The following is a 26,989-nucleotide window of genomic DNA, read 5'->3' on the forward strand; positions in this document are numbered from 1 at the left end:
CGGCCCGCCTGCCACCGTGGGGTGATCCGCGCCGTGATACCGGAGGGCTACGCGGCGATCCGCCGTGCCGGCGGGAGCGGGTCAGGAGACGTAGAAGCCGCTTCGGGTCGCGGCTTGGGCGCTGAAGTCGCCGAGGGCGCGGAGGTCGCCGAGGAGGGTGTCCGAGACGTCGTCCACGTAGCAGCGGTAGTTGGAGTCCAGCCGTTCGGCCTTCCGGCCGCTGAGGAGGTCGGCTATCGCCTGGGCCTCTTCCGGCGGGACATACGAGCGGTCGTTCGACTCGAACTTGTGCATCTGGATGGGAGAGCCGGGGCCGGCCTCGCTGATGGCGATGCGCAGGGCCTCGCGGACGTCGATCATCGCGCTGCCGGGGATGTCGAAGTCGGGTCCGTTACCGTCCGCGTGGCTGAAGTAGTAACCCATTTGTCGCTCCGGGATAGGGGATCGGTCGTGGGGATCTTGTTGGAGCCGAAGGGCGGGCGACAGGGACTCCAGTCCCGGGCGCCATGGGATCTCGGACAGGGCAACGGTCAAGGACGGGTCGCGGTGAAGGCGTGTCGGGTTCTGGTTCGGTAGGTCATCGGCATGTGTAGGGCCTAGTGGGAGCCGGGGGACGGTCTCGCCCGCGTTAGATGTGGGCGGCTCGTGAAGGAGCCGAGCGCTGAGTGCGAGGGAGGCCGGGCCGATGGAATGGACACCGCCGGGAGGGTTCTACCGCAGCGGGCCGATACGGCCTCGGTGGAGCGGGCCGGGGTGGGGGACCGTGCTGCTCGCGGGGGTCGTGGTGGCGGCGATGGGGTGGATGCTGCTCGCGGAGTGGGCCAAGGGGACCGCGCCGGTGACGGTCGAGGCGGCGTCCGATGAGCGTGAGACGGCGGCGGTCGTCCTCGGCGGAACCGGCGGGGGCGAGGTCCGGGAGCCGAAGGAGCGGCGGGTGGCCGTCGCCTGGGAGCGGAAGGCGGGCCCCTCGCGGAAGGACGCGCGGAGCGAGCGCGGCGGGCGGGTCGAGCCCGTGCTGGAGCGGACGCGAACCCGGCCGGAGCAGCGGGTGGAGAAGCGGCCGGAGAAGCGGCCCGCGAGGCCCGTCGAAGCGGTGAAGCGCAAGAAGCGGAGTACCCCCGCGAAGCCCTTCAAAGCCAGAAGACCCGTGAAGCCCGAGGTCCTGAGGAAGGACGCGGCGGAGGGCCCGGAGGGCGGGCTGCTCTCGGGTTTCGTGGGACGCGAGTGCGAGAGGCAGGCGCCGGGAGCCGGGCTGTTCTGCGCGCTGGTGGTGGATCGGGTGTTCTCGGGAGGTCAGGCCCACGGGGGCCGGTAGGACTCGTCGTGCGGGTCGGCTTCGGGGCCGACGGGCGTGCGGACGGACGGGCGGGGCTCCGCGGACTCGACGGGTGAGACGGCCGGGCCGGTTTCGGCGTCGGGGCGGTTCAGGCCGATGAGGGCGCCCACCGGCTCGTCGTCGACGAAGGGGTCGCCCTTGGACCTGCGGCGCGAGCGCCATGCCAGGACGAGCCCGACGGTGACGAGGACGGTGCCTCCGGCCAGGACGAAGATGATGAAGCCGGAGGAGGCTTCGGCTTCCTCGCCGTGGTCCTCGGAGGCGGCGGAGGGTTCCGCGGCGGCCGGGGCGGGGGCGGGGGCGGCCGCGGGAGGCGGCTCGGACGTCGGGTCGGTGGCGGCCTGCTCGGCGGGCGACAGGATCGTCGAGTTCGACGACCGGGCGATGCGGTGGGCGGCCTTGAGCGTGTCCCAGGCGTTCACGACGCCGGCGCCGAGCTGGTCGTTGCGGCCGGAGGCGGGGCGGTGGGTGGTGCCCTGCTCCAGGGCGTCCTTGATCTGGGCCGGCGTCAGGTCGGGGTAGCGGGCGCGGATGAGGGCGGTGATGCCGGTGACGATGGCCGCGGAGGCGCTGGTGCCGTCGTCGGTGGCGTAGGCGTTGTTCGGCTGGGTGGTGACGATGCCGACGCCGGGGGCGGCCACGGAGATCCACGCGTTGTGGTTGCTGGACTTCCAGTGCTTGAAGGACTTGTCCACCGCGCCCACGGCGATGACGTTGGCGTACGCGGCGGGGAAGTTGCGGCGGTTCTGCTCCGCCCCGTCGTTGCCCATGGACGCGATGACGGGGACGTTCTTGGAGACCGCGTAGTCGATGGCGTCCTGCTCGGCGGTGCTGCCGGTGTAGTCGGCCTTGCCGCCGCCGAGGGACATGTTGATGACCTTGGCGCCGTTGTCGACGGCGTGGCGGATGCCCTTGGCCATCGCGTCCTTGTTGAGGTCCAGGAACCGCTTCTTGTTCCGGGCGGGGTCCTTGTTCTCCCAGGTCACCTTGATGGAGAGGATCTTCGCTCCGGGTGCGACGCCCAGGACGCCGTCCCGGCGGTCGGTGCCGTGGCCGCGTCCGGCGATGATGCCGGCCATCGCGGTGCCGTGCAGGGCCCAGTGCCTGCTGCTCGGGGGAGTGCTGTGCCCGGTGTAGTCGGGGCCGGAGACGACCTTGCCCTTGAGGTCGGGGTGGGTGGGGTCGACGCCGGTGTCGAGGACGGCGACGGTCACCCCGTAGCCTCTGGAGTACTTCCACGAGCGTTCGAGTTTGAGGTCTTTGTGGATCCACTGCATGTCGCGGATCTGGTCGGCGTGGGCCGCGGACGGGACCAGGACGCCGGGGGTGCTCGCGAGCAGGGCGAGGATGGGCAGTGCCGCGCGCGCCCGCATGCGGACCTCCTCATTCATCGTGGATGGGACATTGTGCCATGGGGAGCAGGAGACGCTCCGTGCTTACGGACGTTCACCGAGCGTTCTGGGCGTCGGAGAAGATCTCGGAGATGTCGGCGGGGTCCATGGGGTCGTTGCAGACCCCTTCGGTGAAGGCCGCCAGCAGTCTGGCGAACTCCCGGCGGTCGGATTCCGGCCAGGATTCCATCACCTTGGCGACATAGGCGTTGCGGTGCCTGTCCGCGGATTCCAGCACCCGCCGGCCGGCGTCGGTGAGCTGGAGGTCGGCGCGCCGCGCGTCGGCGGTGGACGGGCGGCGGGAGACGAGGCCGGCGTCGATGGCGTGCCCGACGAGCCGGGAGGCGGTCGAGGGGTCGATCTCCAGCCGTTCGGCGACGGCTCCGACGGTGACCTCTCCGTGCGCGCCGAGCCGTCCGACGGCCGAGACGACCATGAGGTTGGACAACTGGAGCGGGCGGGAGCCGGGGGCCTGTTCCCGCACCTTCTTCACCAGGTCGGGCCGGGCCCAGGCCCGGCGCAGCCGGAACAGGGAACTCCCGATCCGGGCGGGAACCGGATCGTCGGCAGAGGTCTCCATCGTGCCTTTCCCATGCTCGAGGCCGGCGCCGGACGGGTGAGGAGGGGCTCGGTCGGCCTTCACCCGCACGCTACATGCGCCACGGGCGTGCCGCATGAGCAGGGAGGCCGTTGTCGCCTCCGGACAAGATCCGGATAATCGCCTCGCCGTCCGGACGTCTTCCGTCCTCCTTTCATTCATGATCTCTTTTCTCCGTCATTTTTCCCTCGTGTGCGGGTCCGCGGGTCGTGTCGGGCGGCTCGGCGGTGATGGAAGAAGATTCGCAGGTCAGGGCCCGCATGCCTGTCGCGGATGTGATCAAAGTGACAGCCGGTATTACGGCGAGAACCGGGAACAAGGGGAATGAAGGAAAACTGAGTAACTGCCGGGCAGATAGCCGCGTAGATGGACGACCAGAATGGCAGCCAGGTGTCAGATGAGCCCGCTAGAGTGATGCGCCAAACCCGGACGACGGGATCACAACCCATGGAAAGGGACCCCGATGAGCACCGCTCATGCTCCCGATGAGGACCCCGCGCACGGTACCGACGGCCAAGACGACCCGCGCGCCTTCCCCCAAGGCCTCCTGTCCGACCGGGACCGCAGGATCCTCGCCTTCGAGCGGCAGTGGTGGAAGCACGCGGGCGCCAAGGAACAGGCGATCCGCGAGACCTTCGACATGTCCTCGACCCGCTACTACCAGCTGCTCAACCTCGTCATCGACCGGCCGGAGGCCCTCGTCCACGACCCCATGCTGGTCAAGCGCCTGCGCAAGGTGCGCGCCCAGCGCCAGCGCCAGCGCGCGGCCCGCCGGTTCGGCTTCACCCCCTGACTCCCTCCTGACAGACTGAGGGGCGTGACCGTACTCGAGCCGCTCCTCCAAGCTCCCGGCGAGGCACTCGTCGCCCTCGACTTCGACGGCACCCTCGCTCCCATCGTCCCCGACCCGACCCGGGCCAGAGCGCTGCCCGAGGCCGCGCACGTGCTGCGGCGGCTGGCCCCCGCCCTGCGCTCCATCGTCATCATCACCGGACGTCCGGCGGCGCTGGCCGTCGAGTACGGCGGTTTCGCGGACGTCCACAACCTGACGGTTCTCGGCCAGTACGGGCTGGAACGCTGGTCCGAGGGCCGGCTGGAGAGCCCGCCCGAGCACCCGGGCGTGGCCGAGGCCCGCCGCAAGCTCCCCCTTCTGCTGGAGCGCGCCCCCGAGGGCGTGCACCTGGAGGACAAGGGCCACGCGCTGGCCGTGCACACCCGCAGGGCGGCCGAGCCCGAGGTGGCGCTGGAGCGGCTGCGCTCGATCGTCGCCGCGCTGGCCGAACGCACCGGACTGGTCGTCGAGCCGGGAAGGCTGGTGCTGGAGCTGCGCCCGCCGGGCATGGACAAGGGCAGAGCGCTCACCTCGTTCGCCGCCGAGGTCAAGGCCGGTTCCGTGCTGGTCGCCGGCGACGACCTGGGCGACCTGGCCGCGTTCGACGCCGCGGACTCCCTGGGCATCCCCGCGGTGAAGGTGTGCAGCGGTTCGGACGAGGTCACCGCGCTGGCCGAGCGCGCCGACATCGTGGTCGACGGTCCCCGGGGCGTGGTGGCCCTGCTGCGCGAACTCGCCGACGCCGTGGCTTCTTGAGCTGTGGTGAGCAATCCGCCCGACTTGAACTAATTTCATGAACTAGCCAGTGGGTGCTCTGGGGTTCTATGGTTTCCGCCACGTTGGAGATCGATGACCGATTGGCGACCAGGGGGTTGTCATGCCAGAGGCGGAGCCGCTACGGCCCGGCGATCCCGTCCAGCTCGGTCACTACCGGCTGCTGGGCAGGCTCGGCGAGGGCGGTCAGGGCGTCGTCTACCTGGCTCTGGCGAACGCGCGGGAACAGGTGGCGCTCAAGCTGCTGCACACCCGTTTCACCGACAACCCGCAGGCCCGCCAGGCGTTCGCGCGGGAACTGGCCGCGGCGCAGAAGGTCGACCCGTTCTGCACCGCGCGGGTGCTCGCCGCGGACGTCGAGGGCGACGTCCCCTACATCGTCAGCGAGTACATCGACGGCCTGTCCCTCGAACGGATGGTGCAGAAGTGGGGGCCCAGGACGGGCACGCACCTGCACCGCCTGGCCATCGGGACCGCCACCGCGCTGGTCGCCATCCACAAGGCCGGGGTGGTGCACCGCGACTTCAAGCCGTCGAACGTGCTGCTGGGCCCCGACGGCCCCCGCGTCATCGACTTCGGCGTGGCCCGCGCCCTGGACCTGACGACCGGGCTCTCCAGCGGAGGCCCGCTCGGAACTCCCGCCTACATGGCGCCCGAGCAGTTCTCCCGTACCCCCGTCGACACGTCCGTGGACGTGTTCGCCTGGGCGTCCACCCTCGTCTACGCCTCCTGCGGCGAGCCGCCGTTCGGCGACGACTCCATCTCGACGGTCATCAACCGCATCCTGCACGTCGACCCCGACCTCGGCGGGCTCACCGGCAGGCTGCGCGAGCTGGCCGCGGCCTGCCTGGCCAAGAACCCCGCGGAGCGTCCGACCGCCGAGCAGCTCCTGCTCGACCTCATCGGCACGGGCGAACGGGAGCTGCCGGTCGCGCCGCCCAGGGCGGCGGCGGTGTCCCTGTACGGCTCCGCGCCGCAGACCACGCAGACCACGCGTTCCCCGGGTTCGGACCCGACGGTCTCCCGCGCGGAGATCCGGGCGGTGCAGCGTGCGCGCAAGCGCAGCGGCATGGCCAGGGCGGGCCTGCTCGTGCTGACGGGCGCGCTGGTCGGGGTGCTCGGGCTCGGCGCGGTCATGGCCTGGCCGTCGGGCGGCGGGCAGAAGCCGGGCCCGCAGCAGACGGTGATGGGCACCAGCACCGCCACGACCTCGGCGATGCCGAAGCTCGGCCCGCTGATGGAGCTGCGCTCCACCGACGGCTACGACTACACGATCGCCGCCGTGGAGGGCGGCACCGAGGAGAGCGGCGGCGAGAAGTACGCCTACATCGACTACATGCTCGCCAACACCCAGCAGCAGCCCGTGCCGCTGGAGACCCCCGGAGACCTCTTCATCGACCCGGACAAGGCGCCGAAGGGAGCGCCGTGCGCCGAGCAGCCCGGCGCACCGGCGGACCGCTGCACGGTCGAGAACACCACCAGCGTCAAGGCGGTCCTGGGCGAGTCCGATCCGCTGGTGATGATCGACGGGGAGGAGAACATGGCGGCCGGCTCCTCCTACCTCCTGCGGGTGCGCACCAAGAACCCCGTCCCGGAGGAGGTGGCCGCCGGTGACCTGGGGCTGTACGTGTGGGAAGTCCGGTTCGTAGCAGACCGCAAGGCGAGGCATGTCGAGTTCCCTGAGTGATCCTGGCCGTACCCGGCCAGACCTTCCCGCTTACGGACACCTCCTCCGGGCGAGGATTCCGGGCATGGAAGACCTCCTGCCCGCCGATCCGGAGGAGATCGGCCACTACCGGCTGCTGGCCCGGCTGGGACGAGGCCCGCAGGGCGTGGTCTACCTGGGCGAGCGCGACGGCGAGCTGGCGGCGGTCAAACTGCTGCACGCCAGGTTCGGCGGCAACCACCGGCTGCGGGCGCGCTTCGCGCAGGAACTGGCCGCCGCCCAGCGGGTGGAGGATCCCGGCGTGGCCCGGGTGCTGGGCGCCGGCCTGGAGCGCGGCGCGCCCTGGGTGGCCTCGGAGTACGTGCGGGGCCTGTCGCTGCGCGACGCGGTCGAGGGCGCGGGGCCCCGGACGGGGCCGCCGCTGGACCGGTTGGCGATCGGGGTGGCCGGGGCGCTGTGGTCGCTGCACCGCGCCGGGGTGATCCACCGGGACCTGCGGCCCGGCAACGTGCTGCTCGACTCCGGCGGGCCCCGGGTGATCGACTTCGGGTACGGCCCGGCGCTGGACGCGGGCGGGGTGCGCGGGGTGCAGGGCGGCCCGTCCTTCCGCGCGCCCGAGCAGGTCTCGGGCGCGGAGATCGGCTCGGCCGTGGACGTGTGGAGCTGGGCCTGCCTGGTGACGTACACGGCGACGGGGAGGCCGCCGTTCGGCGAGGGGTCCATCCCCGAGGTGGTCGAGCGCATCCTCCGCGGCGAACCCGACCTCGAGGGGCTCGACGGCCTGGACGGCAGGCTCCGCTACCTCATCGAGGACTGCCTGGCCAAGGAGCCGCGGGCCCGTCCCTCGGCCCAGCAGCTGCTGCTGGAGCTGAACGGCACGACGGCGCCGTCCGCGCGTTCCTGGCCGTCACTGCCGGTGATGCGCGCGCCGGCGCCGCGGCCCGCGCCGAGGGTCGAGCCGATCCCGCCGCATCTGGGCCTGAACGGCATGCCCGCCATACCGCTGCGCCCGCTGCTGGTGGCCGCGACGGTGATGATCCCGCTGGCGGTCGGCGGCGCGGTGGCCACGTGGAACGACGGGCAGGACTCCGTGACGACGCAGCAGGTGGCGGCGGCCTCCACCGCGGGTCCGGTGAAGCTGAACGGCCCGTACAGGATCAAGGCGCTGCGCGGCGGGACGTCCGGGGAGCACGCCTACATCGAGTACGAGCTGGCCAACACCACCCGCAGGCCGGTGACGCTGGAGACCCCGGGCGAGCTGCTCATCCGGTCCGAGGCGCTGCCGGAGAAGATCAGGACCAGATGCCAGCCGGTGCACGGCATGTGCGCGCTGCGCACCGGCACCGTGGTGGTCGACAGGCTGAAGGACTCGCCGGTCCCGGAGGTGGGCGAGGACGGCGGCCTGACCATGCCGCCCAAGGCCAGATACGTGCTGCGGGTCTCCACCGAGGACGTCGTCGGCGCCGAGCTGGCCCAGCACGACCTCGGCCTCTACGTACTGGACCGGAAGTTCACCCGGAAGGCGCTGCCGCTGCCCTTCAAGCGGGGTTCGCGGCCGCCCGGGTAGGAACGGGAGCAGTAGAACCGGCGGGAAGGGGCATGGTCAGGTCATGGAGAAGACGACCTGCGCCATCGCCGGAGGGGGGCCGGCGGGGCTGATGCTCGGGCTGCTGCTGGCCAGGGCCGGGGTGGAGGTGGTCGTGCTGGAGAAGCACGGCGACTTCCTGCGGGACTTCCGCGGCGACACCGTCCACCCCTCGACTCTGGAGATCCTGGACGAGCTGGGCCTCGGCCCGCGGTTCGCCGAGCTGCCCCAGCGCCGGGCCGAGCGGATGACGGCCGTCACCGACGAGGAGACCGTGGTCGTGGCCGATCTGGCGCTGCTGCGGGGACGGCACCGCTACATCGCGTTCGTCCCGCAATGGGACTTCCTGGATCTGCTGGCCGAAGAGGCGCGCGGATACCCGAACTTCCGTCTGCGGATGAACTGCGAGGTCCTCGGCTTCACCGGTTCCGGCCTGCGGTACCGCGACGAGAACGGCGAGGAGCGCGTCCTGGAGGCGTTGCTCTCGGTCGCCGCGGACGGCCGCGGGTCGGTGCTGCGGCGGGGGCTTCCGCTGCGCGAGTTCGGGGCGCCCATGGACGTCGGCTGGTTCCGGCTGCCGCGGTCGCCGTCGGACCGGACCGGGCCGTTCCTGCGGGTGGGCGGCGGGGGGCGGCTCATGGTCGCCATCGACCGCGACGCCTACTGGCAGATGGGTTACGTCGTGCCCAAGGGCAGGCCGGTCGGCGATCCGGAGACGGTCGGGGCGTCCGTCGCGGAACTGGCGCCGTGGCTGGCCGACCGGGTCTCCCAGATGGGGCCGATCAGCACCCTGAGGGTCCAGGTCAACCGGCTGGAGCGCTGGTACCGGCCCGGCCTGCTGTGCATAGGGGACGCCGCGCACGCGATGTCACCGGTCTTCGGCATCGGGATCAACCTGGCGGTCCAGGACGCCGTGGCCGCGGCGAACCTGCTGTGGGAGCCGCTGCGGCGCGGGAGGGTCACCCTCCGCGACCTGGCCGCGGTCCAGCGCCGCAGGGCGCCGGTGACCCGTGTCGTCCAGCGCTTCCAGGTGCTGGCCCAGCGGCGGCTCATCGCCCCGGCCCTGGCGGGGAAGTCCCCGATCGCCCCGCTGAAGGCGCTGTCGGCGCTGTCCCGGGTGCCACCGATCGGCCGCCTGGTCGTCACGCTGCTCGCCCACGGGGTGCGCCCCGAGCACGTCAGGGTGCCCGAGGCGCGACGGCCGCCCGAGCGGTCGGGGGCCGGCTAACCCAGCCCGGCGTCCTTGGCGAGCGCGACGGCCTCGGCGCGGCTGCGGGCGCGCAGCTTGGCCAGGATGTCGCTGACCCGGTTGCGCACGGTCTTCTCCGACAGGAAGAGCCGCCGGGCGATCGAGGCGTTGTCCAGGCCCTGGGCCAGCAGGTCGAGTACTTCCCGCTCGCGGTCGGTGAGCTGCGGGAACGGCACCGGCACGGGCGCGGCGCCCGCCGGGACCCGGGAGAAGAAGGCCAGCACCCGGGAGGCGATGCGCGGCCCGAAGACCGCCTCGCCGCGCGCCACGCCGAGCAGCGCGCGGTGCACGTCCTCGCCGTCGTCCTCCTTCAGCAGGTAGCCGCGGGCCCCGGCGCGCAGCGCGGCGAACACCGAGTCGTCGTCCTCGTCCATGGTCAGGACGATCACCGCGACGTCGGGGAACCGGGTGGTGATCTGCTTGGTGGCCTCGAGGCCGCTCATGCCCGGCATGCGCAGGTCCATCAGCACGACGTCCGGCGCCAGCCGCTCCACCGCCTCCAGGGCTGCCTGGCCGTCTCCGGCCTCGCCGACGACCTCGAGGCCGTCCAGGTCGGCCAGCACCGTGGTCATGCCGGTGCGGAAGACGGGATGGTCGTCGACGACGAGCACTCTTACCGACACTTCACTCCTTCAGGGGGAGGACGGCCCTGACCATGGTGCCGCCGCCGGGGACGGGCAGCAGGTCGAGCCGGCCGCCGACCTCCTCGGCCCGCTCCCGCATGCTGCGCAGCCCCACTCCGGCCCGTGCCCGTGCGGGCAGGCCGCAGCCATTGTCCTCCACGGTGAGGACGAACAATCCCTCGACGACCTCGGCCAGCAGCCGCAGGCTGCCCGCCGCGCTGTGCCGCACCCCGTTGTTGACCGCCTCGGCCGCGATCCGGTAGGCGGCGACCTCGACGGCGGCGGGCACCTCGGCGCACTCGGGCGCGATCAGGTGCGAGCACGCGGGGGTCTCGTAGCCGCTCACCAGCTCGCGCAGCGCGCCGGGCAGGCCGAGCTGGTCCAGGACGGGCGGGCGCAGCCCCTGCACGACGGTCCGCAGGTCGCCGACGGCGGCCTTCACCCGGTCGCGCTGGCCACGCAGCTGCGCGGCCCACTCCTCGTGCCCGGCCCTGCCGAGCCTGCGGGCGAGCGCGTCGAGCTGGTGGGCGGTCCCGGCCAGCACGGGGCCGAGCCCGTCGTGCAGGTCCGCGCGCAGCCTGCGGCGCTCCTCCTCGCGGGCGGCGACGATCCGGGCCCGGGAGGCCGCGACGTCCTGGACGAGCCCGGCCGCGTAGGCCAGGGCCGCGGCGCGTCCGGCGACCTCGGCGACCGCCTCCCGCTCCTGGGGCAGCAGCCGCTCGCCCGGGTGCCGCAGCCCCACGTGCAGTTCGCCGAGGTCCTGGCCGAGCGCCGAGCAGGGCACCGTGTGCCAGCCGTGCGGGGGCTCGCCCGAGACGACCTCGGTGGCCGGGCCGGTGAACGCGACGTAGGGGACCTCCAGTTCCCGGCGCAGGGCTCCGACGAGCCGCTGCAGCGCCTCGACCGGCTCCGAGGCGGGCGCGACCTGCCGCCCGACCCGGGAGACCACCGCGTACGGGTCGCGGCGGTGCCCGAACAGCAGCAGCTCCACCCATCGCGTGACCGTGCCGTGCCCTGCGGCGACGGCGACGGCGGCGGCGCCGACCAGCGGGTAGCCGATGCCGCTCCCGACGGCCAGCCGCCCGAGCCACATGACGGCCATGGCGTACACGGCCAGCACGAAGCCGCACAGCAGGGTGTAGACGACGGACCGGCCGAGCACCGCCTCGATGTCGAACAGCCGGTGGCGCAGCACGGCCACCACGATCGAGGCGGGCAGGGCGAACAGGCCGACGCTCAGCGCGATCTCCGTGGTGTGCTCCCCGGCGGAGTACAGGCCGGCGAAGCCGAGGCTCACGCCCATGACCAGTCCGCCGAGCATCAGCCACTGGAGTTGGTCGCGCTCCACTCCGGTGGCGCGCCGGCCCCGGCCCACCAGGCAGGCGACGCCGCCGAGCGTGCCGATCAGCAGGGTCACGTAGGAGCCGGCCATCGTCACCAGCCCGAGCGGCACGGCGAGGCTCTCGACGCCGAGCGGGTTGACGACGCGGGGGGAGATGTCCGTGCCGCCGGGATGGAACATCGCGGCCAGGGCCGCGCACCCTCCGGCCGTCGCGATGGCCTTGGCGAACAGTCCCCAGCGCCGGGACGGGGCGTGCCCGTCGGGGAAGAGGACCGGCAGGAGCGGGACGCACAACCAGTAGGGAATGAAGCCCCAGGCGGCGACCCAGGCGCCGAAGGCGGCGCCCGGCAGTGGCCGGATCAGCGCGTCGATCGCGGCGTAGTGCGAGAGCAGCAGGTAGGGGCCGATGACGGAGGTGAGCAGCAGCAGCCACGCGGCACGGTTGCGGGGCCTGCGGGACGCCACTAGCGCGCCGACGGCGGGCCAGACGGTCCCCAGCACCAGGTCGGCCAGGTAGAGGTCGGTGATCTCGGCGCGGGCGGCGGTCCAGCGGTGCAGGGGGATGACGGCGACGCAGGAGAGGACGCCCGCGGCCGCGGCCGTGCGGGCGGCGAGGACGAGCGCTCTGTCGCCGGGATCCGGTTTCATATCGGCAATCGTGCATTAAACCGGCAAAGCGTGTCATCGGTCCCGAAGCGGTATCCCGGCAGGTGGAGGTGGAGGTCCCTGTCACCCGGGACGGTTCCCGCCGGATCGTGCTCCCCATGACACACTCCTACGCGTCCCCCGGTCCCGTTCCCCCCGGCTCCCCCGAACGGCCGCAGCCCGCCCAGGGCAGGGCCCGCTGGCCCCTGGCCGGCGTCGCGGCCGGCGTGCTCGGCATCGTCGCCACCCTGGTCACCGACGTGCACCCGATCCTGGAGAAAGGGGAGAGCTACACCAGCGGGTACATCCCCGAGATCCCCCAGACGATGGCGCACATCAGCATCATCACGGGCTTCGCGACGATCGTCTTCCTGCTGATCCTCGCCGCCGCCTGGCGCCGCCGCGTCGAGCCCAGGGTGCCCGGCAGCACCGCGGCCCACCTCGTCCCCAACGCGCTGACCGCCGCGGCGGGCGCGCTGACCCTCGGCTACGCCTGGAAGGGCTCCCTGGCCCTCTACCTGCCCGGCGGAGTGGAGGCGGGCGGCTTCGACGACGCCGGCCTGTACATGATGTTCGTCCTCAACGACTTCGGCAGCTTCATCGGCTGGCTCGGCGTCGTGATCGCCGCGGGCGCCATCGCCTGGATGGCGCTGCGCGAACGCACCGTCTCCCGCTGGATCGGCGTGATCAGCCTGCTGCCCGTCGCGGTCGTCACCGGCGCCGTCTGCGCGACCGGCCTGCCCGGCTTCCAGGGCGTCATCGGCCCGCTCTGGCTGACCGTGGCCTCCCTCGGGCTGGCCTTCGGCCGCAGCACGATCGTCCGCGGCTGATGACCGGCACCCGTGATCCCCGCGGCGTCACCGCCGTGGGGATCACGGCGCCTGCAACTCCAGGCCGTCGAGGATGCGGTCGGTGAGGTCGGGCGCCTCGGTCTGCTTGATGCGCACCCAGGCCGCGTAGGCGCGGCCGGAGTCCACCAGGCCCACCTCGGTGATCATCGGGACGCCGCTCTTGCACTGGCTCCACAACGTGATCGTGGCGGTGAGTCCACCGACCTTCCGGGTGCGAGGCTCGCCCTTGGTGCAGTTGGCCGAGTGGTCGGCGTGCGCGGCCGGCGGGACGTCCAGCGCGGTGGTCAGCCCCACGAACAGCCCGGGGCCGGTGTCCTCGGGGTCGCGGAAGTTGGCCTTGTCCGGGGTGGCCCGCAACACCGGACGGGGGCCGGCGTCGTCCAGACCCGCGTTGGTGGACGGCGTCCAGGTCGCCTGGTCCGCGTCCTGCACCCAGGACTGCGGCACCTTCGCCTTGATCTTCTGGCTGGCGTCGGCGACCTGCACCAGCGGCGGCCCGGAGGGCTTGACCGACTCGGGCTTCTCGTCGCCGGTCAACCGGACGAGCACCACCGCGACCGCGCCGATCACCAGCACGCCCGCGCCGATCACCGCGGGGATCAGCAGCCGGTTCGCCTTGGAGCGGGCGGGCGGAGGGGGCGGGGCGACCGGCGTCCGGTACGGGTCGGCCGGAGGTCCGGGCGGGGAGGACGGCTGAGCGGAGGGCTGCTGGAACGGCGTGGCGGGCGGCCGGCCGAGCAGCGCGCCGGGATCCAGGACCGTGGCCTCCGGGTCGGACGAGGGGAACGGGATCGCCGCGGTCCTGTCCGGGTCGGGGTCCCGCGAGGTGGCGCGGGCGTAGGGCTCGTAGTTCTGCAGGTCGGGCGAGGTCTCCAGGAGGGTGGGCGCGGGCTCGGGCTCGGGCCGGGCCGGCGGCACCGGCTCCTCGCCCCGGCGCAGCGCCGCGACCGCCTCGGCGTAGGCGGCGGCGGTCGGCCAGCGGTTCTCCCGGTCGGCCTCCAGCGCCTTGAGCACCACCGCGTCGACGGGCGGGAGCACCTCCGGGTTGTGCTTGCTCGGCGGCACCCGCACCGGGGCAGGGCCGGGAGCCCGCCCGGCCAGCAGGTGGTAGCTGAGCGCGCCGACGCCGTAGACGTCGGCGCGCACGTCCAGGCCGCCGCCGAACCGGGCCTGCTCGGGGGACATGTAGCCGGGGGTGCCGACCGGCAGGGTGAACGCGCCCGAGGCGTGGGCCAGCGCCTTGGCCAGACCGAGGTCGGCGATGAGCAGCCGCTCGCCCCGCCCGTCCTTGGTGGTCTGGAACAGGATGTTGGACGGCTTGAGGTCACGGTGGATGACGCCCAGCTCGTTGATCACCTCGACGCCCTGCGCGATGTCCTCGATCAGCGCCAGGGCCTGGCTGACCGGAAGTGGCCGGTCGCCCTTCATCCGGTCGGCCAGCGAACCGCGGTCGGCGTAGGACATGACGAAGTAGGGACGGCCGTCCGGCAGTTCACCGAACTCGTGGACCCGCACCAGCCGCTCGGAGTCGGCACGGCGCAGGATCCTGGCCTCCTCCAGGAAGCGGTTGCGCACGTCCAGGTCGTCCAGCAGGGCTCCGGACAGCACCTTGATGGCGACCTGGTCGTTCAGGTCGTCGTCGAGGCCCAGCCAGACGGAGGCGAAGGCTCCCTGGCCCAGGACGCGATCAATTCGGTAACGGCCGACGGCCGAAGGCATGGACACCCCGATATCATGCCCAAAGAGTGGTCATGATGGGGAGCTGTATCTGTGAAGGTCAGCACCCCGTAAGCGAGCAGAGGGCGGCATGGCGTTCAACGAACGGACCGAAGAGTTGGCGCTGCGCGCGGCCAAGGGCGATCAGGCGGCCTTGAACGAGCTGCTGGGCGCGATCCAGAACGACGTCCTGCGGCACGCCGGCCGGTTCCTGCCCTGCCGGCAGGACGCCGAGGAGGCCTGCCAGGACGCGCTGCTCCAGGTGGCCCGCAACATCCACCGCTTCGAGGGCAGGTCCCGGTTCTCCACCTGGCTGCACGTGGTCGTCGCGAACTCGGCGCGCTCCACCTACCGCTCGCTCAAGCGCCGCTCGGTGGAGCAGGCGGGCGAGCTGCCCTCGCAGCGGCCCGACCCGCGCCGCACCAGCGTGATCGCCGGCTCCCGGGTCGACATCCTCGACGCGATGGAGGAGCTGGAGTCCAGGAAGCCCGACCTCATCCAGGCGCTGGTGCTGCGGGACGTCTCCCAGCTGGAGTACAGCGAGATCGCCGAGCAGCTCAACCTGCCGCTGGGCACGGTGAAGTCGCGCATCCACGAGGCGCGCAAGCAGGTCCGCGCCACCCTGGGCGAGTCCTACAGCTGACGGCTCAGCGGCGCACCCGCCAGCCGTAGCGGCTGATCAGGACGGCGGCGATCCGGGCGAAGCGGTCGGCGTCCAGGATCGCGCCCTCCCGGCGCAGGTCGTCCTCATCGAGCTCGAAGACCCGGTCCAGGCACAGGTAGGAGTCCCTGCGGTCGCGGTCCCAGGTGCCGGGGCCCAGCGGGTGCCAGCCGCGCTGGCCCGACCGGTCCCGGCTGGACAGCTGCATCCCCAGCAGCCGCTTTCCGTGCCGTCCGACGACGAGCAGGGGGCGGTCCTTGCCCCGGGAGGGGTCCTCCTCGAAGGGGACCCAGGCCCAGACGATCTCACCGGGGTCGGCGAGGCCGTCGAGTTCGGGGGAGTATTCGAGACTGGCGGCGTGCTCGACGTCGTAGACCTCACGGATCGCGCTCATCGGCGGATCGTATCGCCGACGACAGGCGACCGCAGCGGAGCGAGGATCGTCCGTCGTCTTTCGGGGGCCCGGGGGCCGCACCCCAGACGGGCGTCCTCAGGGTCCGGGGGTCGCCCCCCGGACAAAGCGGTCTCAGTCCAGGGCGGCCAGCTGCTCGGCGAACCACTTTCCGGGCGGCAGCGCGGTGGCGGCCGCGGCCAGGCGGGCGGTGCGCTCGCGACGCTCCTCGGACGACATCAGCAGCGCCTGGTTCAGCTTCTCGGCGGTCTGGGAGACGTCGTAGGGGTTGACCACCAGGGAGTCCCCGGACAGTTCGCCCGCGGCGCCCGCCTCGCGGGAGAGCACCAGCGCGCAGCCCTTCTCCGACAGGATCGGGCCCTCCTTGGCGACGAGGTTCATGCCGTCGCGGATCGGGTTGACCACCAGGACGTCCGCCAGCCGGAAGGCGGCGAGGGAGCGGGCGTAGTCGTCCTTCACCTGGAGGACGAGCGGGGTCCAGTCGTCCGTGCCGAACTCGTCGTTGATCTCCGCGGCGAGCCGTTCGACTGCGGCGGTGTAGTCGCGGTAGCGGGGCAGGTCGGTGCGGGAGGGGTAGGCGAAGGCCACGTGCACGACCCGGCCGTGCCATTCGGGGTGGTGGAGCAGCAGCTCCCAGTAGGCGGCCAGGCCCCGGACGATGTTCTTCGACAGCTCGGTGCGGTCGATGCGCAGGATCAGCTGCCGGTTCCCGGTCTGCTCCAGCAGCGCGGCGCGGCGCTCGGCGACGTCCTCCCGCGCGGCTCGGGCCCGCAGGTCGTCGCCGTCCACGCCCAGGGCGTGCACGCCGACCCGGGTGGTCCTGCCCCGGTGCCGGACGGTCCGGGCGAACCGGTCGACCTTGGCGTCGAGGACCGACTCGCAGCAGTCGAGGAACGCCTCGGCCCACCGGTCGCACAGGAAGCCCGCGTGGTCGGAGCCGAGGATGCCCTCCAGCACCTTGGCGGCGATGTCGTCGGGCAGCAGGCGGAAGTACTCCGGCGGCGCCCACGGGGTGTGCGAGAAGTGGGCGATGCGCAGGTCGGGGCGGCGTTCGCGCAGCATCCGGGGGACGAGCGCCAGGTGGTAGTCCTGGACGACGACCTTCGCCCCCCGTTCGGCGTCCTGGGCCAGGGCGTCCGCGAACGCCGAATTGTAGGCCTCGTAGGACTGCCAGTCGCGCCGGAACGTGCTGTCGAAGTGCGGCTCGTTCGGGGTGTCGTAGAGCAGGTGGTGGACGAACCAGAGGGTGGAGTTGGCGATCGAGTTGTAGGCGCGGTGGAACGTCTTCTGGGGGATGTCCAGCATGCGGACGGCGCCGGTCTCGTGCCCGGCGAGGTCGAGCCGTCCGGACGGGTCCTGGCGGGCGGCGAGCCGGTCGCCGTCGGACAGGGCGGCGCACACCCAGACCAGGTCGGTGCCGGCCGCGACCGAGGCGAGGCCGGAGACCAGGCCCCCGCCGCCGCGGCGCATGGTCAGCGCGCCTTCTTCGGACAGGGAGAAGGACACGGGTCCGCGGTTGCTGGCGACGAGTACCTGCATGGCCAGAGTGTCGCACGCCATGGCGCGGAGGCCGGGAAGGGGACCGTTCCCATCCGGGACGGAGTGATCAAGCTAACAGCGGGGCACGGTCCAACAGGTGAGACCGCTGTACTGTCAATCGGACACCTGATGTAAAGTCGGGACACAACTTCATACAAGCCCGTGGGTATCTCACGGGCGCTCATCCAGAGGGGTGGAGGGACCGGCCCTGCGAAGCCCCGGCAACCCTCCCGGCTCGCCTTCGCGCCCATAGCGAGGCTTCGGCCGGGACGCGGTGCCAACTCCGGCCTGTGACCAGAGCGGCACAGGGAAGATGAGGGAGAGGCCTCGCACTCATGCCCGACCTGGGTAACGCCACCGCGCTGATCTGCCGCGAATGTGGCAACACCGTAGAACTCGGTCCCTATTACGCCTGCTCCGAATGTTTCGGGCCGCTCGAGGTCGCCTACGACCTCAGCGGCGTGACGCGCGAGTCCATCGAGGCGGGACCGCGCAACATCTGGCGTTACAAGGACCTGCTGCCGGTGCCTTCGAACGTCGCCGAGATCCCCAACACCGAGCCCGGCTTCACCCGGCTGGTGAAGGCCGACCAGCTCGCCTCCGCGCTGGGGATGCGGGACCTGTGGGTCAAGGACGACAGCGGCAACCCCACCCACTCCTTCAAGGACCGGGTCGTCGGAGTCGCGCTGGCCGCCGCGCGGGAACTCGGCTTCAAGGTGCTGGCCTGCCCCTCCACCGGCAACCTCGCCAACGCCGTCGCCGCCGCCGCGGCCCGCGCCGGCATCCGCAGCGCCGTTTTCGTGCCCTCCGACCTGGAGCAGCAGAAGATCATCACGACCGCCGTGTACGACGGCACGTTCGTGACCGTGGACGGCAACTACGACGACGTCAACCGGCTCGCCTCCGAACTCGCCGGCGAGCAGGAGGACTGGGCGTTCGTGAACGTGAACGTCCGCCCGTTCTACGCGGAGGGCTCCAAGACCCTGGGCTACGAGATCGCCGAGCAGCTCGGCTGGCGGCTGCCCGACCAGATCGTGGTCCCGATCGCGTCCGGCTCCCAGCTGACCAAGATCGACAAGGCGTTCCAGGAGTTCATCAAGCTCGGGCTGGTCGAGGACAAGCCCTACAAGGTGTTCGGCGCCCAGGCCGAGGGCTGCAGCCCCGTCTCCGCCGCCTTCAAGGCCGGGCACGACGTGGTCCGGCCGGTCAAGCCGGACACGATCGCCAAGTCCCTCGCCATCGGCAACCCCGCCGACGGCCCCTACGTCCTGGACGCGGTGCGCCGGACGGGCGGCGCCGTCGAGGACGTCACCGACGCCGAGGTCGTCGAGGGCATCCGGCTGCTGGCCCGCACCGAGGGCATCTTCGCCGAGACCGCGGGCGGCGTGACCGTCGGCGTGCTGAAGAAGCTCATCGAGACCGGACAGCTCGACCCGTCGCTGGAGACGGTCATCATCAACTCGGGCGAAGGCCTGAAGACCCTGGACGCGGTGGCCCCGGTGGCCAAGCCGTCCGCCAACATCGCGCCTAACATCGAGGCTTTCCGCGCTACAGGATTGGTCTGACCATGAGTGTTTCCGTTCGCATCCCCACGATCCTGCGCACCTACACCGGTGGCGAGTCCGAGGTGAAGGCCGAGGGCGGCACGCTGCGTGACGTCATCGCCGACCTGGAGAAGAACCACTCCGGCATCTCCGCCAGGGTGCTCGACGACGCCGGCAAGCTCCGCCGGTTCGTGAACGTCTACGTCGGCGACGAGGACGTCCGCTTCGCCGACGGGCTGGACACCGCCACGCCCGCGGGGGTCCAGGTCTCCATCATCCCGGCGGTCGCCGGCGGCTGCTGACGACAGGCGATCGACAGAAAGGGTCCGTCCGTAAAAAAGGGCGGGCCCTTTCTTTTCGGCTTTCGTGAATGGTTGGCCACACCCGGCCGAAACAATTCCCCGCTCAGATATGCCGCGGGTATCTTCCGGTGCCATCTCCGTCACGAGCCGGTCTCCGGGCGGTCTCGGAGGGGGATCGGGGTTCCGAGGTGGACGCCCCGGGCGCTCCGCGGTCCAGGGGGGCCGCGGCTCCAGGCAGGGTTCTTCGCATGGCTCAGGGCACCGTCAAGTGGTTCAACGCGGACAAGGGCTACGGATTCATCGCCGTCGACGGCGGGCGGGACGTCTTCGTCCACCACACGGCCATCCAGATGGACGGCTACCGGACCCTGGAGCAGGGGCAGCGGGTCGAGTTCGAGATCACACAGAGCGACCGGGGTCCGCAGGCGGATCTGGTCCGCGCCCTGTGAACCGCCGGTGAGGCTGGACCCGCAGGCGCCGAGCCCTGCGGGTCTTTCTTCTCGCGGGCCCTCTTCCGAGGGCCTTCACCTCCGGACGGGGTCACCTGTTCCCGGAGGCCCGGCGCCACCCGCGCTCGTAGTCGCCGTCGTAGTCGCCGCCGTCGTCGTAGTCGTCGCCGTAGTCACCGTCCCAGCCCCAGCGGTCCCACAGCCGGAACGGGTCGCTGACGTGGCCGTAGTTGCGGTAGCTCGGCGGTACGAAGACGCGGTACCAGGTGGAGAAGTTCTTCCCCGAGGCCCGGCGCAGGCCGCGCGCGCGGTCCCCGCGGTACCAGTGGACGCGGTCGACCATGCGGAAGTCCGCTCCGCCCCAGCGGTTGGTGCGCTCGCACTCGATGGTGCGGTAGCGGTACGGGGTCCGCTTCTGCAGGCAGACCCGGATGTAGGGCACCGGGACCCGGCCGTCGTAGGAGTTGCGGTAGACCCGGACCTTCACCCCGCCGCGGTACCTGCCCCAGGAGTAGGGCCAGACCTTCGTGTGGACCCGGTACCGGTAGCTCGATTGTTTCTCTTGTCGTTCCCGTGCGGAGGTCTCGGAGGCCTGTGCCGAAGTGCCCGTGGCGGCCGCCATGCCGAGGGCCATCGCACCCGAGAGCGCCAGCCCCAAGATCTTCTTCACTGTTCGTCCCCTTCTCGATTGGACGAAGTAACCCTTGCCCCCTGAATCTTCACCTCGATACTCATCGCGCAAACTCAACTACAGAAAGTAACTTCCCCGACTCGGCACCCCACCGCATGGTCAGTCGCTACATATCGCCTGGATAAGGGGGCTGTAAGGGGCTCTTGCCTGCTCAGAAGGGGTCTCGCTTGCACTCGACCATGGAGAGTGCTAAACATTGATTGGCACTCTCCCCGTGAGAGTGATAACTCACAAGAGCTTTCTGGGTCGGGACGATGAGGTCTCGCCACCGCGCGGCACGCATGGGGCTGCCGGACCGGTGGGGCCGTCCGTCGCGGGCATCTGCCCGATCCGCCATGTTCCGTATCCACTCAAGGAGGATCTGGAGCCTATGGCTGCCAAGATGATCGCGTTCAACGAGGAGGCCCGGCGCGGTCTCGAGCGTGGCATGAACCAGCTGGCCGACGCCGTCAAGGTGACGCTCGGTCCCAAGGGCCGCAACGTCGTGCTCGAGAAGAAGTGGGGCGCTCCCACGATCACCAACGATGGTGTATCCATCGCCAAGGAGATCGAGCTCGAGGACCCGTGGGAGAAGATCGGCGCCGAGCTGGTCAAGGAAGTCGCCAAGAAGACCGACGACGTCGCGGGTGACGGCACCACCACGGCCACCGTGCTGGCGCAGGCTCTGGTCCGCGAGGGCCTCCGCAACGTCGCCGCCGGCGCCAACCCGATGTCCCTGAAGAAGGGCATCGAGGCCGCCGTCGCCGCCGTCTCCGAGCAGCTGTCCCAGCTGTCGAAGGATGTGGAGACCAAGGAGCAGATCGCCTCCACCGCCTCCATCTCCGCCGCCGACACCGAGATCGGCGCCCTCATCGCCGAGGCCATGGACAAGGTCGGCAAGGAAGGCGTCATCACCGTCGAGGAGAGCAACGCCTTCGGCCTCGAGCTCGAGCTCACCGAGGGTATGCGCTTCGACAAGGGCTACATCTCGCCCTACTTCGTGACCGACCCCGAGCGGATGGAAGCGGTCCTGGAGGACCCGTTCATCCTCATCGTCGGCGGCAAGGCCTCCTCCAACAAGGACCTGCTGCCGGTGCTCGAGCAGGTCATGCAGGCCGGCAAGCCGCTGCTGATCATTGCCGAGGACGTCGAGGGCGAGGCCCTGGCCACCCTGGTCGTCAACAAGATCCGCGGCATCTTCAAGTCCGTCGCCGTCAAGGCCCCGGGCTTCGGTGACCGCCGCAAGGCCATGCTCGGCGACATCGCCGTGCTGACCGGCGGCCAGGTCATCACCGAGGAGGTCGGCCTCAAGCTCGACTCCGTCACCCTGGAGCAGCTGGGCCGCGCCCGCAAGGTCGTCATCGCCAAGGACGAGACCACCATCGTCGAGGGCGCCGGCGACGCCGGTGAGATCCAGGGCCGGGTCAACCAGATCCGCACCGAGATCGACAACACCGACTCCGACTACGACCGCGAGAAGCTCCAGGAGCGCCTGGCCAAGCTCGCGGGCGGTGTCGCGGTCATCAAGGCCGGCGCCGCGACCGAGGTGGAGCTCAAGGAGCGCAAGCACCGCATCGAGGACGCCGTCCGCAACGCCAAGGCCGCGGTCGAGGAGGGCATCGTCCCCGGCGGTGGCGTGGCGCTGCTGCAGGCCTCGGTCTCCGCGTTCGACAAGCTGGAGCTGGTGGGCGACGAGGCCACCGGTGCCGCGATCGTGCGCAAGGCTCTGGAGGAGCCGATCAAGCAGATCGCGGTGAACGCCGGCCTCGAGGGCGGCGTCGTGGTGGAGAAGGTCCGCTCGCTGCCCGCGGGCCAGGGCCTGAACGCCGCCACCGGCGAGTACGTGGACATGTTCGAGCAGGGCATCATCGACCCGGCGAAGGTGACGCGTTCCGCGCTGCAGAACGCCGCGTCGATCGCCGCTCTGTTCCTGACCACCGAGGCCGTCATCGCCGAGAAGCCGGAGAAGAACCCGGCCCCGGCGGGCATGCCCGACGGCGGCGGCATGGACTTCTGATCCACGCCTGACGGTTTCACCGCTTCGCTGAAGCAAAGGAAGGGCGGTCTCCTCCGGGAGACCGCCCTTTCGTCATGCCCGCGGATTCAACGGGGAGTGGTGGTGACGGGCAGGGGCTCCTGCCCGGCCCGCGCGTCGTAGAGGTGGCGGGCGGCGACGATCTCGTCGGCGTGCTGTTCGGCCCAGACCTTGATGCCGGCCATCAGCCGGGTGACGCTGCGGCCCAGGTCGGTGAGCTCGTAGGAGACCTTCGGGGGGATGGTCGGGTAGACGGTGCGGGTGAGCATGCCGTCGCGTTCCATGTCGCGGAGGGTCTGGGTGAGGCTCTTCTGGGTGATGCCGTCGAGGCGGCGGCGGAGCTCGCCGAAACGCATGGGTCCGTCGCTCAGGGCGTCCACCAGGAGGCAGGTCCACTTGTCGGCGATGGCGCTCAGAACGGTGCGGGAGGGGCACTGGGCCAGGTAGGCGTTGGCGTCCCAGCAAACCCTGACCTCAGAAGTGGTATCCATGAGGTACCTATACCACTAAAAGGTGCCTTCTTTCCATTGGAAACTACTTCCGGAAGGATCAGAGCATCAACTGATTCCTTCCGGGAGAGAACCATGCGCGTCATCACGCAGAAGCAGGTCGGCGAAGCCTCCGAGGTGCTGGAGGTCGCCGAGGTCCCGCTGCCCGAGCCGGGATACGGGCAGGTACTGGTCAAGATGGAGGCGGCCGGGGTGAACCCGGTGGACTTCGCGGTCAGCGCCGGGTACTACCCGCTGCTGGGCGAGCCGCCCTTCACCCTGGGCTGGGACGTCGCCGGGACGGTCGAGGCCGTCGGGTCCGGCGTCTCCCGGTTCTCGCCGGGGGACCGGGTCTTCGGGATGTCCGCGTTCCCGGCGGAGGGCAGCACTCACGCCGAGTACGTGCTGGTCTCGGCCAACGAACTGGCCTTTCGGCCGGACGCGCTGGGCGCCAAGGAGGCCGGGGCGCTGCCGCTGGCAGGGCTGACCGCCTACCAGGCGCTGGCCGGGACCGCCCGGCTCCAGCCGGGACAGCGGGTCCTCATCCACCGGGCGGCCGGCGGCGTCGGCCACCTGGCCGTGCAGATCGCCAAGGCCCTCGGCGCACACGTCATCGCGACGGCCTCCGGCGCCAAGCACGAGTTCGTCCGCTCGCTGGGGGCCGACGAGGTCATCGACTACACGACGACCGACTACACCGAGGTGCTCTCCGACCTGGACGTCGTCTTCGACCTCGTCACGGGGGAGAACGGGCCGCGTTCGGCGTCCGTCCTGAAGAAAGGCGGGATCCTGGTCAGCGCGCTGCCCGGGAACATGGGGCTCGACCATGACGAGGCCGCGGCCCTGGGGATCCGGCTGGAGTCCGTCCACGTCCGGCCGTCCGTGCACGATCTGGAGCGGCTCGCCGAACTGGCCGAGCGTGGTGAACTGCGCGTCCGCCTCGACGGGGAGTTCCCGCTCGCCGACGCCGCCAAGGCCTACTCCCTCGCCGGCTCCGGGCAGGTCACCGGAAAGATCGTGCTGGTCCCCTGACACGAAATTAATTCCGTTGCGGCGGGATTCCGCATGGGGCAGAGTTCTGGATGTCAACGGAACACGTGAGCGGAGAGGAGCGGAAAGTGGAATTCACCCCACCGGGGCGCCGGCGAGAAAAGCCCTCCTCCCGCACGCGTTCGGAGGACCGCGGAAACGATTCCGCGAACAGACCGCCTCTCGGTGCGCAGGCAGCGGTTACTTTCCAGACCGCAGATGCCGGGTTCGAGTCCCGGCCCGGTCCAGGACCGGTGTTTCAACGGCAGAATTGCGGTACGTACCGCCGCCGATTCTGAACTCGAGAGGACGCCCGGTGCGATAGAGGACGGTTACTTCCTCTACAAAAGGAGAGACGCGGGTTCGACTCCCGCCCGGTCGCAAGACCGGTAGCTCAAGTGGCAAAGAGCGCTGAAACACCGTCTTCGCTTTGATCTCGGGCACCCTCGCTTTCCGACGAACAGACTTCCTCCTGGTGCGCAGGCAGCGGTTACTTCTTGATCCACAGGTCACGGGTTCGAATCCCGTCCGGCCGTGAGGCCGGTAGCTCAGCCGGGAGAGCAGTGGAATGCATGTACCGCGGCCGCTTCTGATCTCAGGAGGATCCCTTTCTTCTTTCCGGTGCGCAGGCCGGAGTTACTTCGGTTCGACTCCGCACGGCCCCGACTTTCCGGCAGGGGCAGGCACTTCGGCCGCCTTGACCTCGGAGGAGACCCATGAGCAAGTTCAACCGCGCCCGCCCGGCGACCAGCCCCGTCGCCTCCGTCCCGGGCGGCATCACCCACGAGGGCGGCCCCGGCTCCACCCGGGACGCCAAGAGTGAGCTCTTCGTCCTCGCCGTCTCCAACATGGTCGGCGAGCAGACCTTCTACGAGACCGCCGACGACCGCGACGCGCGCTTCCGCGCCCTGGTCGGCGAGGTCGCGCTCACCGACCCCGGCTGGCTGACCCGCATGATCGGCTGGCTCCGGAACGACGCGGGCATGCGCTCGGCCTCCGTGGTCGCCGCGGCCGAGGCCGTCATGGCCCGGCTGTGCGCGTCCCTCGACGGCGGCAACCGGCAGCTCGTCGACGCGGCGCTCCGGCGCGCGGACGAGCCCGGCGAGCTCCTCGCCTACTGGACCGGCCGTTACGGCCGCGGCATCCCCAAGCCCATCAAGCGGGGGATCGGTGACGCCGTACGCCGGCTCTACGACGAGCGTTCCCTGGCGAAGTACGACTCCGGGACGTTCCGTTTCGGCGACGTGCTCGAGCTGACCCACCCGAAGCCGGTCTCGGTCGCCCAGGGCGATCTGTTCAAGCACGCCATCGACCGGCGCCACGGCAGGGACGAGCAGCTCCCGGCCTCGCTGAAGGTGCTGCGAGCCCGGGCCGAGCTGCTGGGGCTCCCGGCGGCCGAGCGCCGCGAGGTGTTCGCCCGTCCCGGCGCGGTGGAGCGGCTCAGGGCCGCCGGCATGACGTGGGAGTCCGTCGCGGGCTGGCTGCAGGGCCCGATGGACGCCCGGGTCTGGGAGGCGCTCATCCCGTCCATGGGGTACCTCGCGCTGCTGCGCAACCTCCGCAACTTCGACCAGGCGGGTGTCTCCGACGAGGTCGCGGCGGGGGTCGCGGAGCGGCTGGTCTCCGGAGTGGAGGGTTCGCGGGTGCTGCCGATGCGCTACCTGTCGGCGTACCGCGCGGTCACCTCCGACCGGTGGGCGCGGCCGCTGTCCCGGGCGCTGGACGTCTCGCTGGCCAACGTCCCCTCCCTGAAGGGACGGACACTGATCCTGGTGGACCGTTCGGGCTCGATGTTCTACAACAACTCGGCCCGTTCGCAGCTGACCTACGCCGACACGGCGGCCGTCTTCGGCACCGCCCTCGCGCTCCGCGCGGAGCACGCCGACCTGGTCGAGTTCGGCAGCACGCACCGCCGGATCAAGGTCCGGCGCGGAGACTCGGTGCTGAAGACCGTCGGAAGGTTCGGCGACCTCGGCGGCACCGAGACCGCGGCGGCCGTCCGCGCCTCCTACCGCAAGCACGACCGGGTCGTCATCGTCACCGACGAGCAGGTCTGGGCCGGCCACAGGGGCGCCGACCCGACCGCCCAGGTTCCGGCGAAGGTACCGGTCTACACCTGGAACCTCGTCGGCTACCGGTACGGCCACGGTCCGTCGGGCACCGCGAACCGCCACACCTTCGCGGGCCTGTCCGACCACGGCTTCGCGATGATCCCGCTCCTGGAGCGGGGCCGCGACGCCGCCTGGCCGTTCTGATCGAGGCCCGGGTGAGCCCCCCGCCCACCCGGGCCTCGATCACCGTGGGGATGAGAGGTCAGGGTCCAGAAGACCGTGGGCGAGAGCCAGGTCCAGGGCGGCGGCCGAGGCGGGGGCGAGGAGCCGGCGGTCGGAGGGGGAGACGAGCAGGAGTTCGTCTATCTCGGCCGAGGGGCGGAGCGGGCCCTCGTAAGGCGCGGTGAAGCAGACCATGCGCACGGACGTGTAGCGCGGCTGGTCGTGCGGCTCGGTGACGACCGTGCCGAGAGAAGTGAAGTTCCCGGGCGGCAGATCCAGGCCGAGTTCCTCCTCGACCTCGCGGGAGATCGCCTCGGCCGGCGACTCGCCGGGCTCCACCTTCCCGCCCGGCAGGTAGAGCAGGTCCCGCCCCCTCGCACGTACGGTGAGCAGGCGTTTCTCGCGGATGTGGACCCAGGCGACGACGTCGAGTTCCATTCATCCATTCTCTCTGCGGCCGTCAGTTTGACGTTCCCCGCGTGTGGGCATAACGTTCTCTTCGCCCCGCCGGGAGCGGGCCGCAACGAGGGAGACCGAGGGGCGGCCGGACGGAGGGGAACCCCGAAAAGCAGCCCGATGAGGGCGTAGTTTGCTACGCCTAAAATGGGACGAACGGGACGGAGTTTGACACTCCGGACAGAGTCGCTAAGCTAGAAGGGTTGCTCCACAAAGGGAACGAAAGTGACCAGAGCGGGGCAGGGCGGGACGGAAGTTGACAAACTTCCCCAGCCTGGTAAGTTGGAAGGGTTGCTCCGGAGGAAGCCCGCAAGGGTGGACGAAAGAGCGAGTCCGTTTCTTGAGAACTCAACAGCGTGCTAAAAGTCAGTGCCAAAATAACGGCCAGGACTTGTAGTTCTGGTCATCCTCGTCAAGAGGAACCTTTGAGGCAGATGCAAGGTCAGCCAAGACCTTGTTCTTGCCAGTGTCAACACCATGGGTTTGGCTTCCGGGTTTCCCGGGGGTCGTTGGACCTTAATGG

25 protein-coding genes, 1 tRNA gene and 1 riboswitch are annotated in these 26,989 nt (G+C 70.9%); of the genes, 15 read left to right on the top strand and 11 right to left on the bottom strand.

Going from position 1 to position 26,989, the window contains the following annotated elements:
• Nucleotides 1–81: 81 nt before the first annotated feature.
• Nucleotides 82–423 (bottom strand): hypothetical protein, encoded by a 342-nt coding sequence (locus ABGB12_RS21480; RefSeq protein WP_347680589.1) that lies wholly within the window; start codon nucleotides 421–423, stop codon nucleotides 82–84.
• Nucleotides 424–763: 340 nt separating this feature from the next.
• Here ABGB12_RS21480 and ABGB12_RS21485 point away from each other — a divergent pair, with 340 nt between their 5' ends.
• Nucleotides 764–1,315, top strand: a complete 552-nt coding sequence (locus tag ABGB12_RS21485) for a hypothetical protein (RefSeq protein WP_347680590.1) — start codon at nucleotides 764–766, stop codon at nucleotides 1,313–1,315.
• On the opposite strand, the gene mycP is transcribed toward ABGB12_RS21485, so the two are convergent.
• Both mycP and ABGB12_RS21495 read right to left on the bottom strand, forming a co-directional pair.
• Nucleotides 1,294–2,709, bottom strand: a complete 1,416-nt coding sequence (mycP, locus tag ABGB12_RS21490; protein WP_347680592.1) for a type VII secretion-associated serine protease mycosin — start codon at nucleotides 2,707–2,709, stop codon at nucleotides 1,294–1,296. The genes ABGB12_RS21485 and mycP overlap by 22 nt on opposite strands.
• Nucleotides 2,710–2,782: 73 nt before the next feature.
• Entirely contained in the window at nucleotides 2,783–3,307 is a 525-nt protein-coding gene (locus ABGB12_RS21495) for a MarR family winged helix-turn-helix transcriptional regulator (protein ID WP_347680594.1), read from the bottom strand.
• 481 nt (nucleotides 3,308–3,788) lie between these two features.
• Between ABGB12_RS21495 and ABGB12_RS21500 the strand changes: the two genes are divergently transcribed.
• The 5 genes from ABGB12_RS21500 to ABGB12_RS21520 all read left to right on the top strand — a co-directional run bounded on the left by ABGB12_RS21500 (nucleotide 3,789) and on the right by ABGB12_RS21520 (nucleotide 9,410).
• The gene (locus tag ABGB12_RS21500; protein ID WP_347680596.1) at nucleotides 3,789–4,118 is read left to right on the top strand and encodes a DUF3263 domain-containing protein; all 330 of its coding nucleotides are present in this window, start codon (nucleotides 3,789–3,791) and stop codon (nucleotides 4,116–4,118) included.
• Between the two features lie 24 nt (nucleotides 4,119–4,142).
• Nucleotides 4,143–4,913 (top strand): trehalose-phosphatase, encoded by a 771-nt coding sequence (gene otsB, locus ABGB12_RS21505; RefSeq protein ID WP_347680598.1) that lies wholly within the window; start codon nucleotides 4,143–4,145, stop codon nucleotides 4,911–4,913.
• Nucleotides 4,914–5,034: 121 nt separating this feature from the next.
• Nucleotides 5,035–6,618 (top strand): serine/threonine-protein kinase, encoded by a 1,584-nt coding sequence (locus ABGB12_RS21510; protein ID WP_347680599.1) that lies wholly within the window; start codon nucleotides 5,035–5,037, stop codon nucleotides 6,616–6,618.
• Between the two features lie 64 nt (nucleotides 6,619–6,682).
• Nucleotides 6,683–8,164: a serine/threonine-protein kinase gene (locus tag ABGB12_RS21515; protein ID WP_347680601.1), complete on the top strand. Its 1,482-nt coding sequence runs from the start codon at nucleotides 6,683–6,685 to the stop codon at nucleotides 8,162–8,164.
• 43 nt (nucleotides 8,165–8,207) lie between these two features.
• Nucleotides 8,208–9,410 carry an FAD-dependent oxidoreductase gene (locus ABGB12_RS21520; RefSeq protein WP_347680603.1) on the top strand — a complete coding sequence of 401 codons (1,203 nt, stop codon included), beginning with the start codon at nucleotides 8,208–8,210 and terminating at the stop codon, nucleotides 9,408–9,410.
• Here the strand turns inward: ABGB12_RS21520 and ABGB12_RS21525 are convergent.
• Entirely contained in the window at nucleotides 9,407–10,054 is a 648-nt protein-coding gene (locus ABGB12_RS21525; RefSeq protein WP_347680605.1) for a response regulator transcription factor, read from the bottom strand. The two genes, ABGB12_RS21520 and ABGB12_RS21525, sit on opposite strands and share 4 nt — an antisense overlap.
• Nucleotide 10,055: 1 nt before the next feature.
• Nucleotides 10,056–12,044 (bottom strand): ATP-binding protein, encoded by a 1,989-nt coding sequence (locus ABGB12_RS21530; RefSeq protein WP_347680607.1) that lies wholly within the window; start codon nucleotides 12,042–12,044, stop codon nucleotides 10,056–10,058.
• A 116-nt stretch (nucleotides 12,045–12,160) separates the two neighbouring features.
• Between ABGB12_RS21530 and ABGB12_RS21535 the strand changes: the two genes are divergently transcribed.
• Nucleotides 12,161–12,871 carry a hypothetical protein gene (locus ABGB12_RS21535; RefSeq protein WP_347680609.1) on the top strand — a complete coding sequence of 237 codons (711 nt, stop codon included), beginning with the start codon at nucleotides 12,161–12,163 and terminating at the stop codon, nucleotides 12,869–12,871.
• A gap of 42 nt (nucleotides 12,872–12,913) precedes the next feature.
• On the opposite strand, the gene ABGB12_RS21540 is transcribed toward ABGB12_RS21535, so the two are convergent.
• On the bottom strand, nucleotides 12,914–14,611 hold the full coding sequence (locus tag ABGB12_RS21540; protein ID WP_347680674.1) for a serine/threonine-protein kinase: 1,698 nt from the start codon (nucleotides 14,609–14,611) through the stop codon (nucleotides 12,914–12,916).
• Between the two features lie 88 nt (nucleotides 14,612–14,699).
• Between ABGB12_RS21540 and ABGB12_RS21545 the strand changes: the two genes are divergently transcribed.
• The gene (locus tag ABGB12_RS21545; RefSeq protein ID WP_347680611.1) at nucleotides 14,700–15,251 is read left to right on the top strand and encodes a sigma-70 family RNA polymerase sigma factor; all 552 of its coding nucleotides are present in this window, start codon (nucleotides 14,700–14,702) and stop codon (nucleotides 15,249–15,251) included.
• A gap of 4 nt (nucleotides 15,252–15,255) precedes the next feature.
• On the opposite strand, the gene ABGB12_RS21550 is transcribed toward ABGB12_RS21545, so the two are convergent.
• Together ABGB12_RS21550 and ABGB12_RS21555 are read right to left on the bottom strand one after the other, a co-directional pair.
• Nucleotides 15,256–15,663: a type II toxin-antitoxin system PemK/MazF family toxin gene (locus tag ABGB12_RS21550; RefSeq protein WP_347680613.1), complete on the bottom strand. Its 408-nt coding sequence runs from the start codon at nucleotides 15,661–15,663 to the stop codon at nucleotides 15,256–15,258.
• 132 nt (nucleotides 15,664–15,795) lie between these two features.
• Nucleotides 15,796–17,220, bottom strand: coding sequence for a trehalose-6-phosphate synthase (locus ABGB12_RS21555; protein ID WP_347680615.1), 1,425 nt, complete (start codon nucleotides 17,218–17,220; stop codon nucleotides 15,796–15,798).
• Nucleotides 17,221–17,398: 178 nt separating this feature from the next.
• Nucleotides 17,399–17,540, top strand: a riboswitch (SAM riboswitch).
• A gap of 15 nt (nucleotides 17,541–17,555) precedes the next feature.
• Between ABGB12_RS21555 and thrC the strand changes: the two genes are divergently transcribed.
• The 3 genes from thrC (at nucleotide 17,556) to ABGB12_RS21570 (ending at nucleotide 19,515) form a co-directional block, all read left to right on the top strand.
• Entirely contained in the window at nucleotides 17,556–18,785 is a 1,230-nt protein-coding gene (thrC, locus tag ABGB12_RS21560; protein ID WP_347680617.1) for a threonine synthase, read from the top strand.
• Between the two features lie 2 nt (nucleotides 18,786–18,787).
• The gene (locus ABGB12_RS21565; protein WP_347680619.1) at nucleotides 18,788–19,066 is read left to right on the top strand and encodes a MoaD/ThiS family protein; all 279 of its coding nucleotides are present in this window, start codon (nucleotides 18,788–18,790) and stop codon (nucleotides 19,064–19,066) included.
• A gap of 248 nt (nucleotides 19,067–19,314) precedes the next feature.
• Nucleotides 19,315–19,515, top strand: a complete 201-nt coding sequence (locus ABGB12_RS21570) for a cold-shock protein (protein WP_347680621.1) — start codon at nucleotides 19,315–19,317, stop codon at nucleotides 19,513–19,515.
• A 91-nt stretch (nucleotides 19,516–19,606) separates the two neighbouring features.
• Here the strand turns inward: ABGB12_RS21570 and ABGB12_RS21575 are convergent, their stop codons facing one another.
• Entirely contained in the window at nucleotides 19,607–20,185 is a 579-nt protein-coding gene (locus tag ABGB12_RS21575) for a hypothetical protein (RefSeq protein WP_347680623.1), read from the bottom strand.
• A 391-nt stretch (nucleotides 20,186–20,576) separates the two neighbouring features.
• Here ABGB12_RS21575 and groL point away from each other — a divergent pair, with 391 nt between their 5' ends.
• On the top strand, nucleotides 20,577–22,202 hold the full coding sequence (gene groL, locus ABGB12_RS21580) for a chaperonin GroEL (protein ID WP_347680625.1): 1,626 nt from the start codon (nucleotides 20,577–20,579) through the stop codon (nucleotides 22,200–22,202).
• Between the two features lie 86 nt (nucleotides 22,203–22,288).
• On the opposite strand, the gene ABGB12_RS21585 is transcribed toward groL, so the two are convergent.
• Nucleotides 22,289–22,711: a helix-turn-helix domain-containing protein gene (locus ABGB12_RS21585; protein ID WP_347680627.1), complete on the bottom strand. Its 423-nt coding sequence runs from the start codon at nucleotides 22,709–22,711 to the stop codon at nucleotides 22,289–22,291.
• A gap of 93 nt (nucleotides 22,712–22,804) precedes the next feature.
• Here ABGB12_RS21585 and ABGB12_RS21590 point away from each other — a divergent pair, with 93 nt between their 5' ends.
• The 3 genes from ABGB12_RS21590 to ABGB12_RS21600 all read left to right on the top strand — a co-directional run bounded on the left by ABGB12_RS21590 (nucleotide 22,805) and on the right by ABGB12_RS21600 (nucleotide 25,992).
• Nucleotides 22,805–23,740 (top strand): NADP-dependent oxidoreductase, encoded by a 936-nt coding sequence (locus ABGB12_RS21590; RefSeq protein WP_347680629.1) that lies wholly within the window; start codon nucleotides 22,805–22,807, stop codon nucleotides 23,738–23,740.
• A 245-nt stretch (nucleotides 23,741–23,985) separates the two neighbouring features.
• A tRNA-Ser gene (locus ABGB12_RS21595) sits at nucleotides 23,986–24,120 on the top strand.
• Between the two features lie 333 nt (nucleotides 24,121–24,453).
• Nucleotides 24,454–25,992 carry a TROVE domain-containing protein gene (locus ABGB12_RS21600; protein WP_347680631.1) on the top strand — a complete coding sequence of 513 codons (1,539 nt, stop codon included), beginning with the start codon at nucleotides 24,454–24,456 and terminating at the stop codon, nucleotides 25,990–25,992.
• A 39-nt stretch (nucleotides 25,993–26,031) separates the two neighbouring features.
• Here the strand turns inward: ABGB12_RS21600 and ABGB12_RS21605 are convergent, their stop codons facing one another.
• Nucleotides 26,032–26,448 (bottom strand): NUDIX domain-containing protein, encoded by a 417-nt coding sequence (locus ABGB12_RS21605; RefSeq protein WP_347680633.1) that lies wholly within the window; start codon nucleotides 26,446–26,448, stop codon nucleotides 26,032–26,034.
• Between the last annotated feature and the right edge of the window lie 541 nt (nucleotides 26,449–26,989).

The organism is Actinocorallia sp. B10E7, from assembly GCF_039871655.1.
Lineage (GTDB): Bacteria > Actinomycetota > Actinomycetes > Streptosporangiales > Streptosporangiaceae > Actinocorallia.